Raw genomic sequence first — 15,440 nt, 5'->3', positions numbered from 1 at the left:
GAATTTGCTTGAATATGCGGAGAAAATACCAACAGCCGCTTACCTCCGGCCGATTTGCACCAGCACCGCGGCAAAATCGCGGCCTAAACCCAGCCGCGCACAGACCGCGGGCCTTTTACCGGCCGGATAGACCCGATATGAAGGGAGCTTGCTCAAGAAAGCCGCGTACGGAGGAAGTCCATGGCAGCCAAGACGAAATTCCGAGGGTCGTTCACCGCCTTGGTCACCCCGTTCAAGAACGGCGCGCTGGACGAGGCGGCGTTTCGCTCCCTGGTCAACTGGCAGATCTCCGAGGGCACCAATGGCCTCGTTCCGGTCGGCACCACCGGCGAGAGCCCGACGCTCAGCCATGACGAGCACAAGAAGGTCGTGGAATGGTGCATCGCTGAAGCCAAGGGCCGCGTGCCCGTCATCGCGGGGGCCGGCTCCAACTCGACCAAGGAGGCGATCGAGCTCTCCCAGCACGCCGAAAAGGCGGGCGCGGACGCCGTGCTGATCGTCACGCCCTATTACAACAAGCCGACCCAGGAAGGGATGTACCAGCACTTCAAGGCGATCAACGATGCGATCGGGATTCCGATCATCATCTACAACATCCCGCCGCGCTCGGTGATCGACATGTCGGTCGACACCATGAAGCGGCTGTGGGAGCTGAAGAACATCGCCGGCGTCAAGGATGCCACCGCCAGCATGGTCCGTGTGTCGCAGCAGCGCGCGGCAATGGGCGAGGATTTCAACCAACTCTCCGGCGAGGACGCCACCATCATCGGCTACATGGCCCATGGCGGCCATGGCTGCATCTCGGTGACCTCGAACGTCGCGCCGCGCCTGTGCTCGGAGTTCCACGCCGCCTGGCAGAAGGGCGACACCAAGGCGGCGCTCGCGATCCACGACAAGCTGATGCCGCTGCACAACAACCTCTTCATTGAGAGCAATCCGGCGCCGATCAAGTACGCGATGTCACTGCTCGGCAAGCTGGACGAGACGTTGCGGCTGCCAATGGTTCCGGTGTCCGAGCCGACCCGCGTTGCCGTGAAAAGCGCGATGGTTCACGCCGGCCTGATCAACTGACGCAATAGCCGTTCGGGGGGCCTTTCATGAGCGTGGACGAAAAGGGCGCGCGTATGCTCAAGGAGTTCCGTGAGTTCGCCATGAAGGGCAACGTCGTCGACCTCGCGGTCGGCGTCATCATCGGCGCGGCCTTCGGCGCCATCGTCACCTCGCTGGTCGGTGACGTCATCATGCCGATCATCGGCGCTGCGACAGGCGGCCTCGACTTCTCGAACTACTTCATCCCCTTGTCGAAGGCGGTCACCGCCACCAACTTAGCGGATGCGAAAAAGCAAGGCGCCGTCCTTGCTTACGGCAGCTTCCTGACGCTGACGATCAACTTCATCATCGTCGCCTTCGTGCTGTTCCTGGTGATCCGCGCCATGAACACCTTGAAGCGCAAGGAGGAGGCGGCGCCCGCCGCTTCGCCAAAGCCGTCGGCCGAAGTCGAGCTGCTGACCGAGATCCGCGATCTCCTCAAGAAGTGACGCGCCCACTTCATCCGAACTGTTAGAATCCGAGCGCATCTCGATCAGGTTTGCCCGTCAGGTTTTGTAGGTCATGGCCGATAAGAACGAACGTCCGATCAAGGTGATGGCGGAAAATCGCAAGGCGCGTTTCAACTACGCCATCGAGGACACGATCGAGGCGGGCATTGCGCTGACCGGCACCGAGGTCAAGTCGATCCGCAACGGCAAGAGCACGATCGCGGAATCCTATGCCGATTCCAAGAACGGCGAGATCTGGCTGATCAACGCCACCATTCCCGAATATCTGCAAGGCAACCGCTTCAACCACGAGCCCAAGCGGCCGCGAAAGCTGCTGCTCCACCGCCGGCAGATCAACAAGCTGATCGGCGCGGTCGATCGCGAGGGCATGACGCTGATCCCGCTCAAGCTTTACTTCAACGAGCGCGGCCGGGCCAAGCTGCAGCTGGCGGTTGCGAAGGGCAAGAAGCTGCACGACAAGCGCGAATCCGAGAAGAAGCGCGACTGGAGCCGGGAGAAGGGCCGGCTGCTGCGGGCGAGGGGATGACGAGATGAATCAACGGAACCTGCTCGAGGTCGACTGGAGCCAGATTCCCGCGCCTTCCGACGACGGCGGCGCTGCCCATCTGGAGGGCATGACGTTGCCGCCGATCGCCCTGCTCGCGACCGACGATACGTCGGTCACGCTGTCGGCGCTGCGCCGCCGCACCGTGGTGTTCGCCTATCCCCGCACCGGAGAGCCCGGCAAGATCGCGCTGGTCGACGATTGGGACATGATCCCCGGAGCGCGCGGCTGCACGCCCCAGACCTGCGCATTCCGCGATCTCTACGCCGAGCTGAAAGCCGCCGGCGCCTCGCACGTGTTCGGCCTCTCGACCCAGAGCAACGACTACCAGATCGAGATGGCTTCGCGCCTGCATCTGCCGTTCCCGGTGCTCTCGGACGAGAAGCTGGCGCTGACGCGCGCCTTGAACTTGCCGACCATGGAGGTCGCGGGCCTGACGCTGATCAAGCGCCTCGCGCTTGTTATCGACGACGCCAGGATCACACACGTGTTCTATCCCGTGTTTCCGCCCGATCGGAACGCCGGCGACGTGCTGGCCTGGCTCAAGGCGAATCCCGCCAATAGCTAGTCGAGATCCGCCTTCACCTTCGCGAACACCGATCTGAACATGTCCGGGGTCAGCACGCCGGTATTCGTGTTGTAGCGGGAGCAGTGATAGCTGTCGTAGAGCCTGAACGCGCCGGCCTGATGCACCGCGCCATGGCCGAAGGGAGCTTGTGAGGCCTTCAGGTTCAGCGGCTTGAGCACGCTGTCGTGCGCAATCCGCCCGAGCGCGACGATCGCGCGCAGGTTCGGCATCATCGCCAGATTGGCCACGAGGAACTGGCGGCAGGTGTTGATCTCGACCGGCAGCGGCTTGTTCTGCGGCGGCACGCAATGCACGGCATTGGCGATCCGGCAATCGACGAGTTTCAGGCCGTCGTCCGGGCGCGCCTGATAGGTGCCCCTGGCAAAGCCGTATTCGATCAGCGTGGCGTAGAGCAGGTCGCCGGCATAGTCGCCGGTGAACGGCCGCCCCGTGCGGTTGGCGCCCTGCATTCCCGGCGCGAGGCCCACGATCAGGAGGCGGGCCTTGATGTCGCCGAAGGGCGCAACAGGCGCATTGTGCCACGATGGCTCGCGCGCGCGGTTCGCCTCGCGAAAGGCGACCAGGCGCGGACAGAGCGGGCAGTCGCGGTCGGGAACGACGGTGAGAGGCTGGCGGCTGGACCGTGCCGCCTCACTCCTCGAAGTCGTCATCGCCCCTCGGCGCCATCGTGGTCGCGCGCTGGAGGAATTGCGGGGCGTGATGACGTTCGCCACGCTCGCCGCGGTCACGCGGGGCGGGGCGCTCGGACGGATCGCGGCCGAGCTTGGATTGCAGCTCGACGAGATCGGTGAAGACGTCGGCCTGGCGGCGCAGCTCGTCGGCGATCATCGGCGGCTGGCTGGCAATGGTGGAGACCACCGTGACCCGCACGCCGCGGCGCTGGACGGCCTCGACCAGCGAGCGGAAGTCGCCGTCACCCGAGAACAGCACCATCTGGTCGATGTGCTCGGCGAGCTCCATGGCGTCCACGGCGAGCTCGATGTCCATGTTGCCCTTCACCTTGCGGCGGCCGGAGGCGTCGATGAATTCCTTGGTCGCCTTGGTGACGACGGTGTAGCCGTTGTAGTCCAGCCAGTCGATCAGCGGGCGGATCGAGGAGTATTCCTGGTCTTCGATGATGGCGGTGTAATAGAACGCCCGCAACAACGTACCGCGGCTCTGAAACTCCTTCAGCAGGCGCTTGTAGTCGATGTCGAAGCCGAGGGTTTTCGCCGTCGCGTAGAGATTGGCCCCGTCGATGAAGAGCGCGATCTTGTTGGTAGGAGAAGGTGACATTCAGTTTGCTCGCGTAGCGTTCGTGATTGATCGTTTTTTGTTGGCGCGGCGACAATGGGCCGCGCAGTTCTAGAGTGCCGCAGAGATCCGTCGAAACCGCAAATCCGGAGAAGTCGGGGCAATCAAGGTATAGTTATGGCGGACTTGCATGCACCCGGCGCCGCCCCCAACGGCAGCCCGGAAAACCACCCATCCCAGCCCCAATGTGGGGGTAGCAGAGCCGTTTGGCGAGGCCAAATCACAAATTGGCCTTGCGAAACCGTCCCGGCCCCTATAACTAGCCCCAATCATCCACATATTTCGTCCCACCCACAACGGAGCGACAGTCCATGGCTCGCGTCACCGTAGAAGATTGTATCGACAAGGTCGACAACCGGTTTGACTTGGTCCTGCTGGCCGCCCACCGTGCCCGCATGATCTCGTCCGGTTCACAACTAACGGTTGACCGCGATAACGACAAGAACCCTGTTGTGTCTTTACGTGAAATTGCCGAGACGACGATCTCGCCGGAGGACCTCCGCGAGGAGCTGGTCCACTCGCTCCAGAAGTTCGTCGAGGTGGATGAGCCCGAGCCGGATACGGTGCCGCTGATCGGTTCCGCGGGCGCAAGCGTCGATGCCGACGACACCGAGGTCGCGGTGGAGCGCATGACCGAAGAGGAGCTGCTGAAGGGCCTGGAAGGCCTCGCGCCCCCCGAGGAGCAGCCCGAGGAAGACGAGTAATTCCTCCATCGCGATCATCTTCTTCTTGTGATCATATCAAAGGCCCGAACCGCTGTTCGGGCCTTTGCTTTTGTTGACCTTTTCGTGGTTACCATAGCGCTGCGGTTGGCGCTTTGCCCTGTCACTGAATTGATCGGACACGAGCGCGATCGGAGTTAGGATGTATGCAGCGGGCCGGTTCGAGCCCGTTTGAAGGCAGGACGGCATGGTATATCGGCGCCGCAGATCCACGCAGATGCAGGCCGCAACCGAATCGGTTGCCGTGGCCCCGACTGCGCCGGTCGCGCGCCCGGCCAGGCCCCGCGCCCGCATGATGCGTCAATATGACCTCGTCGAGCGCGTCAGGTCCTACAATCCCAACACCAACGAAGACCTGCTGAACCGGGCCTACGTCTACGCCATGAAGGCGCACGGCTCGCAGACCCGCGCCTCGGGCGATCCGTATTTCTCGCACCCGCTCGAAGTGGCGGCGATTCTCACCGACCTCAAGCTCGACGACGCCACCATCGTGGCCGCGCTGCTGCACGACACGATCGAGGACACCGAGGCGACGCGGGCCGAGATCGACCAGATCTTCGGATCCGAAATCGGGGCGCTGGTCGAGGGCCTGACCAAGCTGAAGCGGCTCGAGCTGGTCTCGCGCGAAGCCAAGCAGGCCGAGAACCTGCGCAAATTGTTGCTGGCCATTGCCGACGATGTCCGCGTGCTTCTGGTCAAGCTCGCCGACCGCCTGCACAACATGCGCACGCTGGATTTCGTGCCCACGGAATCGCGCCGGCGCATCGCCGAGGAGACGCTCGACATCTACGCGCCGCTGGCGGGCCGCATGGGCATGCAGGAGATGCGCGAGGAGCTGGAGGACCTGTCCTTCCGCACCCTCGATCCCGAAGCCTATTCGGTGGTGATGCAGCGGCTCGATGCGCTCGCCGAGCGCAACCGCAACCTGATCGGCGAGATCGAGGACCAGCTCTCCAACAATCTGCGCCATCGGGGTCTGGGGGCGCGGGTCTATGGCCGGCGCAAGAAGCCGTTCTCGATCTGGACCAAGATGGAGCGCAAGTCCGTCGGCTTCGAGCAATTGTCCGACATCTTCGGCTTCCGCCTCGTCGTCAGCGACATCGAGGCCTGCTATCGCGCGCTCGGGATCGTCCACACCACCTGGCCGGTCGTGCCGGGGCGCTTCAAGGACTACATCTCGACGCCGAAGCAGAACGACTACCGCTCGATCCACACCACCGTGATCGGCCCCGGCAATCAGCGCGTCGAGCTCCAGATCCGCACCGAGGCGATGGACCAGATCGCCGAGCGCGGCATCGCCGCGCACGTCTTCTACAAGGAGGGTGTGGGTTCGCCGACCGAATTCCTCAAGCGCGAGTCCAACGCCTTCGCCTGGTTGCGCCACACCATCGGCATCCTCTCGGAAAGCGCGAACCCGGAGGAATTCCTCGAGCACACCAAGCTCGAGCTGTTCCACGACCAGGTGTTCTGCTTCACCCCCAAGGGCAAGCTGATCGCGCTGCCGCGCCATGCCAACGTGATCGACTTTGCCTATGCCGTGCATACCGACGTCGGCAACAGCGCGGTCGGCTGCAAGATCAACGGCAAGTTCGCGCCGCTGTCCTCGGAGCTCCAGAACGGCGACGAGGTCGAGGTGCTGACCTCGGAGGCGCAGTCGGCGCCGCCCTCGGCCTGGGAGACGCTGGCCGTCACCGGCAAGGCGCGCGCCGCGATCCGCCGCGCCACGCGTACCGCGGTGCGCGATCAATATGTCGGGCTCGGCCGGCGCATCGTGGAGCGCCTGTTCGAGCGCGCCAAGATCGAATACGCCGACGACAAGCTCAAGGGCGCGCTGCCGCGGCTCGCGCGCACTTCGATCGAGGACGTCATGGCGGCGGTGGGGCGAGGGGAGATCAAGGCCTCCCATGTCGCACGTGCGATGTACCCCGATTACAAGGAGGAGCGCATCGCGCGCTACGGCGTCAAGAAGGGGCTTGCCGCCAAGCTCAAGGAGAAGGGAGTCTCCGAACCGGCGCGCAGCCCGGTTGCGATCCCCATCCGCGGCATCAATTCCGACCTTCCGGTGAAGTTCGCGCCGAACGGCGGCGCGGTCCCCGGCGATCGCATCGTCGGCATCGTCACCCCGGGCGAGGGCATCACGATCTATCCGATCCAGGCACCGGCCCTGAAGGATTTCGAGGAGGAGCCGGAGCGCTGGCTCGACGTCCGCTGGGACATCGAGGACTCCGCGCCGCAGCGCTTCCCCGCCCGCATCAAGGTCGAGAACGTCAACGAGCCCGGCGCGCTGGCGCAGATCGCGACCGTGATCGCCGAGCACGACGGCAACATCGACAACATCAGCATGCAGCGCCGCTCGCCCGATTTCACGGAGACGACGATCGATCTCGAAGTCTACGATTTGAAGCACCTGAGCGCGATCCTGGCCCAGCTGCGCGCGAAGGCGGTGGTCGCCAAAGTCGAACGTGTTAATGGATAGGCGCATCTCGCATGCGCCGTTCCCTCTGATTTCGCGAGTCCTGAAATGCCCGCTTCGAAGCTCCGCCTCGGCGTCAACATCGATCACGTTGCAACCGTGCGCAACGCGCGCGGCGGCCGCCATCCCGATCCGGTGCGCGCGGCGCTGCTCGCGATCGAGGCCGGCGCCGACGGCATCACCGCACATTTGCGCGAGGACCGCCGGCACATCCGCGACGAGGACATGGCGCGCCTGAAGGCGGAGATCTCCAAGCCGCTCAATTTCGAGATGGCCGCAACGGACGACATGATGCGGATCTCGCTCGCCACCAAGCCGCACGCGGTGTGCCTCGTGCCGGAGCGGCGCCAGGAGGTGACGACCGAAGGCGGGTTGGATGTGGTCGGCCAGCGCGACGCGCTCGCGCCCTATATCGCGCGGCTGAACGAGGCCGGCATCCGCGTGTCGCTGTTCATTGCGGCCGACCCCGCCCAGATCGAGATGGCGGCGCGGCTGCGCGCGCCCGTGATCGAGATCCACACCGGCGCCTGGTGCGATGCCGTCACCGACGGCCACAGCGACAAGGCCGAGGCCGAATGGCGGCGGATCGTAGCGGGAGCGAAGCTGGCCAAGGACGCGGGGCTGGAGGTTCACGCCGGTCACGGGCTGGACTATGCGACGGCGGAGAAGATCGCGGGCTTGTCGGAAATCATGGAGCTGAACATCGGCTATTACATGATCGGCGAGGCGCTGTTCGTGGGGCTGGCCGAGACCGTGCGCAGCATGCGCGCGGCGATGGACCGTGGCCGGAGCCGGGCATGATCATCGGCATCGGCTCCGACCTGATCGACATTACCCGCGTGGCCAAGGTGATCGAGCGCCATGGCGAGCGGTTCCTCGACCGCATCTTCACGGCCGCCGAGCGGGCCAAGGCGGAGCGGCGGGCCAAGAACGAGAAGATGGTGGTGGCGACTTACGCCAAGCGTTTCGCCGCCAAGGAGGCCTGCTCCAAGGCGCTCGGCACCGGCATCAGGCGCGGCGTCTGGTGGCGCGACATGGGGGTGGTCAACCTGCCGAGCGGGCGGCCGACCATGCAGCTGACCGGCGGCGCCCTGGCCCGGCTCCAGGCCCTGACGCCGGAGGGCTTCGAGGCGCGGATCGACCTTTCGATCACCGACGACTGGCCGCTGGCGCAGGCCTTCGTCATCATTTCGGCCGTGCCGCTGGCGAAGCCCTGATGCGATCCGGTCGATTTTATAATTCGTATTTGGAATCAATGTCTTATTCAGTTTTGATGCGATCCTTGATTGCGTGGCCTCCGACAACCGTCTAAAAGTCCGCCGACGCAAACCAGCTTGGGCGAATTCGGCTTTACGCCGGAATTGGCCCCCACTATCAGAATCAGGACAATCTCCATGGGCCGCGAAGCGATGGGCTGTTCGCGCCAGGAGGGCGCTCTGTGACCGCCGGCCGGAATTGAGAGAGCAATGAGCGTGACTTCAGGAACGAAAACTGAGAGCGGCGTCGGCGAAACGATCCGGGTCGTCATTCATGCTCTCCTGATCGCGCTCGTGATCCGCACCTTCCTGTTTCAGCCCTTCAACATCCCGTCCGGCTCGATGAAGGCGACGTTGCTGGTCGGCGACTATCTGTTCGTCTCGAAATATTCCTACGGCTACAGCCATTTTTCGATTCCGTTCTCGCCGCCGCTGTTCTCGGGACGGATCTGGGGCTCGGACCCGGCCCGCGGCGACATCGTCGTGTTCCGCCTGCCGAAGGACGATTCCACCGACTACATCAAGCGCGTGATCGGGCTTCCCGGCGACCGCATCCAGATGCGGGACGGGCTGCTCTACATCAACGATGTGCCTGTCGAGCGGCAGCGCATGAGCGAATATGTCGGCGAGGACCCTTGCGGCTCGGAGGGCGGCGGCATCTCCCGGGTGAAGCGCTGGAAGGAGACGCTGCCGAACGGCGTGTCCTATGAGACGCTGGACTGCGCCGACAACGGCTACATGGACAACACCAACGTCTACACCGTGCCGGCCGGCCGCTTCTTCATGATGGGTGACAACCGCGACAATTCCACCGATAGCCGCTTTCTCGGCCAGGTCGGCTATGTCCCGCAGGAGAACTTGATCGGCCGCGCCCAGATGATCTTCTTCTCGATCGCTGAAGGCGAGCATGCCTGGATGTTCTGGCGCTGGCCGTGGGCGGTGCGCTGGAATCGCTTCTTCAAAATCGTCCGATGAAAGACGAAGCAAAGGACATCGCGACCCAACCAATCGAGGCGCAGGCGGGCCCCGAAGGGGAAGCCGCGACCAAGTCGCCCGCAAACAAAACACCGGCCGACAAGGCATCTGCAGACAAGGCGCCTGCGAAGAAGAAGCGGGCGCGGAGCAGCAAGGCCAAAGGCACGGACGCGAATGCGGCGGTCGAAGCGCGCATCGGCCACAGCTTCACTGACCCGAACCTCTTGATGCAGGCGATCACGCATGTCTCGGCCCTGAAGTCCGGGCGCAAGCGCGGCGACAGTTATCAGCGGCTGGAATTCCTCGGCGACCACGTGCTCGGCCTCGTCGTCTCTGACATGCTCTATCACGCCTTCCCGAACGCCGACGAAGGCGAGCTGTCGAAGCGTCTTGCCGAGCTCGTGCGCAAGGAGAGCTGCGCGGACGTCGCCAAGTCGCTCGGTCTCGTCGACGACATCAAGCTGGGCTCGGTCGGCTCCAGTGCCGATGCCCGCCTGCGCAAATCCATTCTCGGCGACATCTGCGAGGCCGTGATCGGCGCCGTCTATCTCGACGGCGGCCATGCGGCGGCAGCCGAATTCGTCAAGCGTAACTGGACCGAGCGTATGCACAAGCCGCGCCGTCCGTTGCGCGATCCCAAGACCGTGCTGCAGGAATGGGCGCAAGGCAAGGGACTGCCGACGCCGGTTTATCGCGAGGTCGAGCGTACCGGCCCGCATCACGATCCGCAGTTCCGCGTCGCCGTCGATCTGCCGGGCCTGGCGCCGGCCGAGGGCATCGGCGGCAGCAAGCGCGCGGCAGAGAAGGTGGCAGCCTCAGTAATGATCGAACGCGAAGGCGTCGGCGGCGGCAATGATGGTTGAAGCAAGCGGCGAGGCACCCAGCGCGACGCGCTGTGGTTTCGTCGCGCTGATCGGCGCGCCGAATGTCGGCAAGTCCACGCTCGTCAACGCGCTGGTCGGGGCCAAGGTCACGATCGTCTCGCGCAAGGTGCAGACCACGCGCGCGCTGATCCGCGGCATCGTCATCGAGAACAACGCGCAAATCATCCTGGTCGACACGCCCGGCATCTTCTCGCCCAAGCGCCGGCTTGACCGCGCCATGGTCTCGACCGCCTGGAGCGGGGCCCACGATGCCGATCTCGTCTGCGTGCTGCTCGATGCCAAGACCGGGATCGACGAGGAGGCGGAGGCGATCCTCGCCAAGGCGGCCAGCGTCAATCACGACAAGATCCTCGTCATCAACAAGGTCGATCTGGTCCAGCGCGAGAAGCTGTTGGCCCTGGCGCAGGCCGCGAACGAGCGCATGAGCTTCGTGCGGACGTTCATGATATCGGCGATCTCGGGCGACGGCGTCGACGACATCCGCAAGACGCTCGCGGACATGGTGCCGCCGGGCCCGTTCCTCTATCCTGAGGACCAGATGTCGGACGCGCCGATGCGGCAGCTGGCGGCGGAGATCACGCGCGAGAAGATCTATCAGAAGCTGCACCAGGAATTGCCGTACCAGTCCACGGTCGAGACCGACAAGTGGGAGGAGCGCAAGGACAAGTCGGTGCGGATCGAGCAGACGATCTATGTCGAGCGCGAAAGCCAGCGCAAGATCGTGCTCGGCAAGGGCGGCGCCACCATCAAGTCGATCGGCGCCGACTCGCGCAAGGAGCTGATGCAGATCCTGGACGTGCCGGTGCACCTGTTCCTGTTCGTCAAGGTGCGCGAGAACTGGGGCGACGATCCCGATCGCTACCGCGAGATGGGTCTGGACTTCCCGAAAGAATAACCAAGAAAAGATCGGCATTCGATGAGCCTACCCGTCAACGTCCAGCGCTTCGAAGCGCTGCTCTATGCATCGTTGATGCTGGATGCCGTCTCGGTGGCCGTGCAGGACCGCACGCCTAGTGCCGAGGTGAGCGAGCAGATGATCATGACCGGGACGTTGCTCGCCGGGGGCATGATCCTCCTGCTGCTCTATTTCGTCCGGCTGGCTGCGCATCACCGCAAGAACTGGCCGCGCTGGGTGCTGGCGGCGGCCCTCGTGCTGTCGGTGATCTCGCTCGGCCAGATCATCGGCGCGAAGGGACTGGAGCTCGACAGCGCCATCGAGATCGTCTCCTGCGCGCTGACGACGATCGGCCTCTATTTCTCCTTCAGCGGCGACGCGCAGGGCTGGTTCAACGCGTGAGGTTTGGCGCGCTGCCGTAGGGTGGGCAAAGGCGCGCCTTGCGCGCCGTGCCCACCATCTCATCCTGGTCGCAAAAATTGCGTGGGCACGCTTCGCTTTGCCCACCCTACGACAGCTCGAAATGCGATAAGATCTCCCCCATGGAATGGTCCGATGAAGGCATCGTGCTGGGGGTGCGGCGGCATGGCGAGTCTAGCGCCATCGTCGAGCTGTTGACGCGCGCGCATGGCCGGCATCTGGGGCTGGTCCGCGGCGGCGCCGGCGCGCGGATGCGGCCGCTGCTGCAGCCGGGGAATAGCGTCAGTGCGGTGTGGCGGGCGCGGCTCGACGAGCATCTGGGCACTTATACGATCGAGGGATTGAAGCTGCGCGCGGCGACGCTGCTGGGGTCATCCCATGGCGTCTATGGCGTCACCCATCTCGCCTCGATCGCGCGGCTCTTGCCGGAGCGCGATCCGCATGAAGACATCTTTGCGCTGCTCGAACATTCGCTCGACGATTTCGACGACATCGGCAGCGCGGCCGTGCACCTGATCCATTTCGAGCTGGCGATGCTCGCCGAGCTGGGTTTCGGTCTGGCGCTGGACAATTGTACGGTGACCGGCGAGACCACGGACCTGATCTATGTCTCGCCGAAATCCGGCGGCGCGGTATCGCGCGGCGCGGGCGAGCCGTGGCGCGACCGGCTGTTGCGCCTGCCGCCGTTCCTGCGCCAGGGTGAAACCGCGAGCGATCTTACCGAGCAGGATCTCCAGGACGGCTTCCGACTCACGGGCCTGTTTCTGCTCCGCCACGTGTTGGAGCCGCGCGGCCAGGGCCATTCAGATGCGCGGGCCGGCTTCATCAACGCCTTGATGCGGCAGCAGGCGAGGGCGGCGATCCCCGCGCCATGACGTAACGGCTGCCCAGACTTGCACATTGGCATTTGGTTCCGGGGAACCAAATCGGCCCGAGCTGAATTGGGCCCCAGGTTCCACATCGGGGGACAGCCCAAATGTTGATCAAGGGATTCGCCTTGTCCGCGACGCTGCTTGCCTTCGCGCCCGACGCCATGGCCGGCGAGCCGCAGCCCGGGGTATTTCGCCGGGCCTCGTGCACGGTGGTGCGATACTACGTCGCGAAATATTCCGCTGCCGCGGCAGAGACATGGGCGCGGTCCCATGGCGCCACCGAGGCCGAGATCGAGGCCGCCCGGCGTTGCCTAGTCAATGTGCCGGCGCCCGCTCAAGCGCCGGGTGCGGCCAAAACCCAGACGGTCACCGCCGGCTGGGCGGGCCAGTAGGCCGCCCACGGGGAACCATTCGATCCTTGCCCGATTCGCTTCCACGGTTTAACCGGGCGGCATGGGAAAACGAATCGTTCCGCCGGAAGAACCGGCTGAAATCCACGAGGTGCCGCTGCGTGAGGCGCTGGAAGAGCGCTATCTCGCTTATGCCCTCTCCACCATCATGCACCGTGCGCTGCCGGACGCGCGCGACGGCCTGAAGCCGGTGCACCGGCGCATCCTCTACGGCATGCGCCTGCTCAGGCTCGACCCCGGCACGCCCTTCAAGAAGTCGGCCAAGATCGTCGGCGACGTGATGGGCTCGTTCCATCCGCATGGCGACCAGGCGATCTACGACGCCATGGTCCGTCTCGCGCAGGATTTCTCCTCGCGCTATCCGCTGGTCGACGGCCAAGGCAATTTCGGCAATATCGACGGCGATAACCCCGCCGCCTACCGCTACACCGAAGCGCGCATGACCGACGTCGCGCGGCTTCTGCTCGAGGGCATCGACGAGGACGGCGTCGAGTTCCGCGCCAATTACGACGGCCAGTCGAAAGAACCCGTCGTGCTGCCGGGCGGTTTCCCGAACCTGCTCGCCAACGGCGCACAAGGCATCGCCGTCGGCATGGCGACCTCGATCCCGCCGCACAATGCCGCCGAGCTGTGCGATGCCGCGCTGCATCTGATCGAGAAGCCCGACGCGAAGTCGAAGGCGCTCTTGAAGTGGGTGAAGGGCCCGGATTTTCCGACCGGCGGCATCATCGTCGATTCCAAGCAGGCGATTGCGGAGGCCTACACCACCGGCCGCGGCTCGTTCCGCGTCCGTGCGCGGTGGACGCAGGAGGAGGGTGCGCGCGGCACCTGGGTCGTCGTCGTCACCGAGATTCCGTTCCTGGTGCAGAAGTCGCGCCTGATCGAGAAGGTCGCCGAGCTGCTGGACCAGAAGAAGCTGCCGCTGGTCGGCGACATCAGGGACGAGTCGGCCGAAGACGTCCGCATCGTGATCGAGCCGAAGTCGAAGAACGTCGATCCGGCGCTGATGATGGAATCGCTGTTCCGGCTCACCGAGCTCGAAAACAAGATTCCGCTGAACCTCAACGTGCTGATCAAGGGCCGCATTCCCAAGGTCGTGGGGCTCGCGGAATGCTTGCGCGAATGGCTCGACCATCTGCGCGACGTCCTGATCCGTCGCACCAATTACCGCAAGGGCGAGATCGAGCACCGGCTCGAAATCCTCGGCGGTCTGCTGATCGCCTATCTCAACATCGACGAGGTGATCCGGATCATCCGCAACGAGGACGAGCCGAAGCCGGCCTTGATGAAGGCGTTCAAGCTCACCGACCTGCAGGCCGACTCCATTCTCAACATGCGGCTGCGCAATCTGCGCAAGCTCGAGGAAATGGACATCCGCACCGAGGACAAGGATCTGCGCAAGGAGCTGAAGGGCATCCAGGCCCTGCTGGCCTCCGAGTCCGAGCAGTGGAAGAAGGTCGGCGAGCAGGTCGGCAAGGTCCGCGACATGTTCGGGCCGAAGACGCCGCTCGGCAAGCGCCGCACCACCTTTGCGGATGCGCCGGAGCACGACCTCGCCGCGATCGAGGAGGCCTTCGTCGAGCGCGAGCCAGTCACCGTCGTCGTCTCCGACAAGGGCTGGATCCGCACCATGAAGGGCCATGTCGAGGATCTCTCGGGCCTCGCCTTCAAGCAGGATGACAAGCTCGGCTTCGCGTTCTTTGCCGAGACGACCTCGAAGCTGCTGCTGTTCGCCACCAACGGCAAGTTCTACTCGCTCGACGTTGCGAAGCTGCCGGGCGGCCGCGGCCATGGCGAGCCGATCCGACTGTTCATCGATCTGGAGCAGGAGGCCGCGCCCGTCGCGCTGTTCGTCAACAAGGGTGGCCGCAAATTCCTGGTCGCGAGCCACGAGGGCCAGGGCTTTGTGGTCAACGAGGACGATTGCGTCGGCACCACCAAGAAGGGCAAGCAGGTCCTCAACGTCGACATGCCGAACGAGGCGCGCGCGATCACCGAGGTGACGGGCGACACCGTCGCCGTCATCGGCGAGAACCGCAAGATGCTGGTCTTCCCGCTCGACCAGGTGCCGGAAATGGCGCGCGGCCGCGGCGTGCGGCTGCAGAAGTACAAGGACGGCGGTCTCTCCGACGTTGCGGTATTCGACTCCAAGGCGGGCCTGATCTGGAAGGACTCCGCAGGACGCGAATTCTCCGCGACCATGAAGGAGCTCGCGGAGTGGCAAGGCACCCGCGCCGACGCCGGCCGCCTGCCGCCTAAGGGTTTTCCGAAGTCGAACAAGTTCGGCCGGGTGATCGGGTAGGGCGATCTGGTGTCCCGGACGCGCTGCAACGCATCTTGCGTTGCTGCGCAGAGCCGGGACCCACGCTGCACGGATTTCTGGGAGACATGGGCCCCGGCTCAGCAGCGCACCGTCGAAGTGACGCTGCGCTGGTCCGGGGCACGAGGGTGTGGCGCGCATCTGTCCCCACATCGTCATTGCGAGCGCAGCGAAGCAATCCAGAATCCCACCGCGGAAAGACTCTGGATTGCTTCGCTGCGCTCGCAA

General features: G+C 64.6%; 17 protein-coding genes. 15 read left to right on the top strand and 2 right to left on the bottom strand.

Annotation, left to right across the window (positions count from 1 at the left end; genetic code table 11):
- Positions 1-180 precede the first annotated feature (180 nt).
- The 4 genes from dapA to AB7M16_RS04070 all read left to right on the top strand — a co-directional run bounded on the left by dapA (position 181) and on the right by AB7M16_RS04070 (position 2,671).
- Entirely contained in the window at positions 181-1,071 is an 891-nt protein-coding gene (dapA, locus tag AB7M16_RS04085; protein ID WP_172783421.1) for a 4-hydroxy-tetrahydrodipicolinate synthase, read from the top strand.
- Between the two features lie 53 nt (positions 1,072-1,124).
- A complete protein-coding gene (gene mscL / locus AB7M16_RS04080; protein WP_453947123.1) occupies positions 1,125-1,538 on the top strand; it encodes a large conductance mechanosensitive channel protein MscL in 414 nt (137 codons plus the stop codon).
- Between the two features lie 73 nt (positions 1,539-1,611).
- Positions 1,612-2,085, top strand: a complete 474-nt coding sequence (gene smpB / locus AB7M16_RS04075; protein WP_025036727.1) for an SsrA-binding protein SmpB — start codon at positions 1,612-1,614, stop codon at positions 2,083-2,085.
- 4 nt (positions 2,086-2,089) lie between these two features.
- Positions 2,090-2,671 (top strand): peroxiredoxin, encoded by a 582-nt coding sequence (locus AB7M16_RS04070; protein ID WP_453943202.1) that lies wholly within the window; start codon positions 2,090-2,092, stop codon positions 2,669-2,671.
- Here AB7M16_RS04070 and AB7M16_RS04065 read toward each other — a convergent pair.
- The gene (locus AB7M16_RS04065; protein WP_453943201.1) at positions 2,668-3,342 is read right to left on the bottom strand and encodes a uracil-DNA glycosylase; all 675 of its coding nucleotides are present in this window, start codon (positions 3,340-3,342) and stop codon (positions 2,668-2,670) included. The genes AB7M16_RS04070 and AB7M16_RS04065 overlap by 4 nt on opposite strands.
- A complete protein-coding gene (locus tag AB7M16_RS04060; protein WP_025036724.1) occupies positions 3,323-3,967 on the bottom strand; it encodes a LabA-like NYN domain-containing protein in 645 nt (214 codons plus the stop codon). The genes AB7M16_RS04065 and AB7M16_RS04060 overlap by 20 nt, the downstream gene beginning before the upstream one ends.
- A 329-nt stretch (positions 3,968-4,296) precedes the next feature.
- Here AB7M16_RS04060 and rpoZ point away from each other — a divergent pair, with 329 nt between their 5' ends.
- The 11 genes from rpoZ to parC all read left to right on the top strand — a co-directional run bounded on the left by rpoZ (position 4,297) and on the right by parC (position 15,194).
- Positions 4,297-4,689: a DNA-directed RNA polymerase subunit omega gene (gene rpoZ, locus AB7M16_RS04055; RefSeq protein WP_007603391.1), complete on the top strand. Its 393-nt coding sequence runs from the start codon at positions 4,297-4,299 to the stop codon at positions 4,687-4,689.
- A gap of 205 nt (positions 4,690-4,894) precedes the next feature.
- Positions 4,895-7,183, top strand: coding sequence for a RelA/SpoT family protein (locus tag AB7M16_RS04050; RefSeq protein ID WP_172783424.1), 2,289 nt, complete (start codon positions 4,895-4,897; stop codon positions 7,181-7,183).
- Between the two features lie 45 nt (positions 7,184-7,228).
- Positions 7,229-7,981: a pyridoxine 5'-phosphate synthase gene (locus tag AB7M16_RS04045; protein WP_453943200.1), complete on the top strand. Its 753-nt coding sequence runs from the start codon at positions 7,229-7,231 to the stop codon at positions 7,979-7,981.
- Positions 7,978-8,397, top strand: coding sequence for a holo-ACP synthase (acpS, locus tag AB7M16_RS04040; protein ID WP_453943199.1), 420 nt, complete (start codon positions 7,978-7,980; stop codon positions 8,395-8,397). Before AB7M16_RS04045 ends, acpS begins: the two co-directional genes overlap by 4 nt.
- A gap of 249 nt (positions 8,398-8,646) precedes the next feature.
- Entirely contained in the window at positions 8,647-9,411 is a 765-nt protein-coding gene (gene lepB, locus AB7M16_RS04035; protein WP_172783427.1) for a signal peptidase I, read from the top strand.
- Complete coding sequence (gene rnc, locus AB7M16_RS04030; protein ID WP_172783428.1) at positions 9,408-10,274, top strand: ribonuclease III; 867 nt, start codon at positions 9,408-9,410, stop codon at positions 10,272-10,274. The genes lepB and rnc overlap by 4 nt, the downstream gene beginning before the upstream one ends.
- Positions 10,264-11,190 carry a GTPase Era gene (gene era / locus AB7M16_RS04025; protein WP_172783429.1) on the top strand — a complete coding sequence of 309 codons (927 nt, stop codon included), beginning with the start codon at positions 10,264-10,266 and terminating at the stop codon, positions 11,188-11,190. Before rnc ends, era begins: the two co-directional genes overlap by 11 nt.
- Before the next feature lie 21 nt (positions 11,191-11,211).
- Positions 11,212-11,592 carry a hypothetical protein gene (locus tag AB7M16_RS04020; protein ID WP_172783430.1) on the top strand — a complete coding sequence of 127 codons (381 nt, stop codon included), beginning with the start codon at positions 11,212-11,214 and terminating at the stop codon, positions 11,590-11,592.
- A gap of 140 nt (positions 11,593-11,732) precedes the next feature.
- Positions 11,733-12,485 (top strand): DNA repair protein RecO, encoded by a 753-nt coding sequence (gene recO / locus AB7M16_RS04015; protein ID WP_172783431.1) that lies wholly within the window; start codon positions 11,733-11,735, stop codon positions 12,483-12,485.
- Between the two features lie 101 nt (positions 12,486-12,586).
- Complete coding sequence (locus AB7M16_RS04010; RefSeq protein ID WP_172783432.1) at positions 12,587-12,874, top strand: hypothetical protein; 288 nt, start codon at positions 12,587-12,589, stop codon at positions 12,872-12,874.
- A gap of 61 nt (positions 12,875-12,935) precedes the next feature.
- The gene (gene parC / locus AB7M16_RS04005) at positions 12,936-15,194 is read left to right on the top strand and encodes a DNA topoisomerase IV subunit A (protein WP_453943198.1); all 2,259 of its coding nucleotides are present in this window, start codon (positions 12,936-12,938) and stop codon (positions 15,192-15,194) included.
- Positions 15,195-15,440 lie beyond the last annotated feature (246 nt).

The organism is Bradyrhizobium sp. USDA 372, from assembly GCF_053629095.1.
Note: the sequence above shows the minus strand (reverse complement) of the source record. Positions and strands in the feature narration are given on the sequence as shown.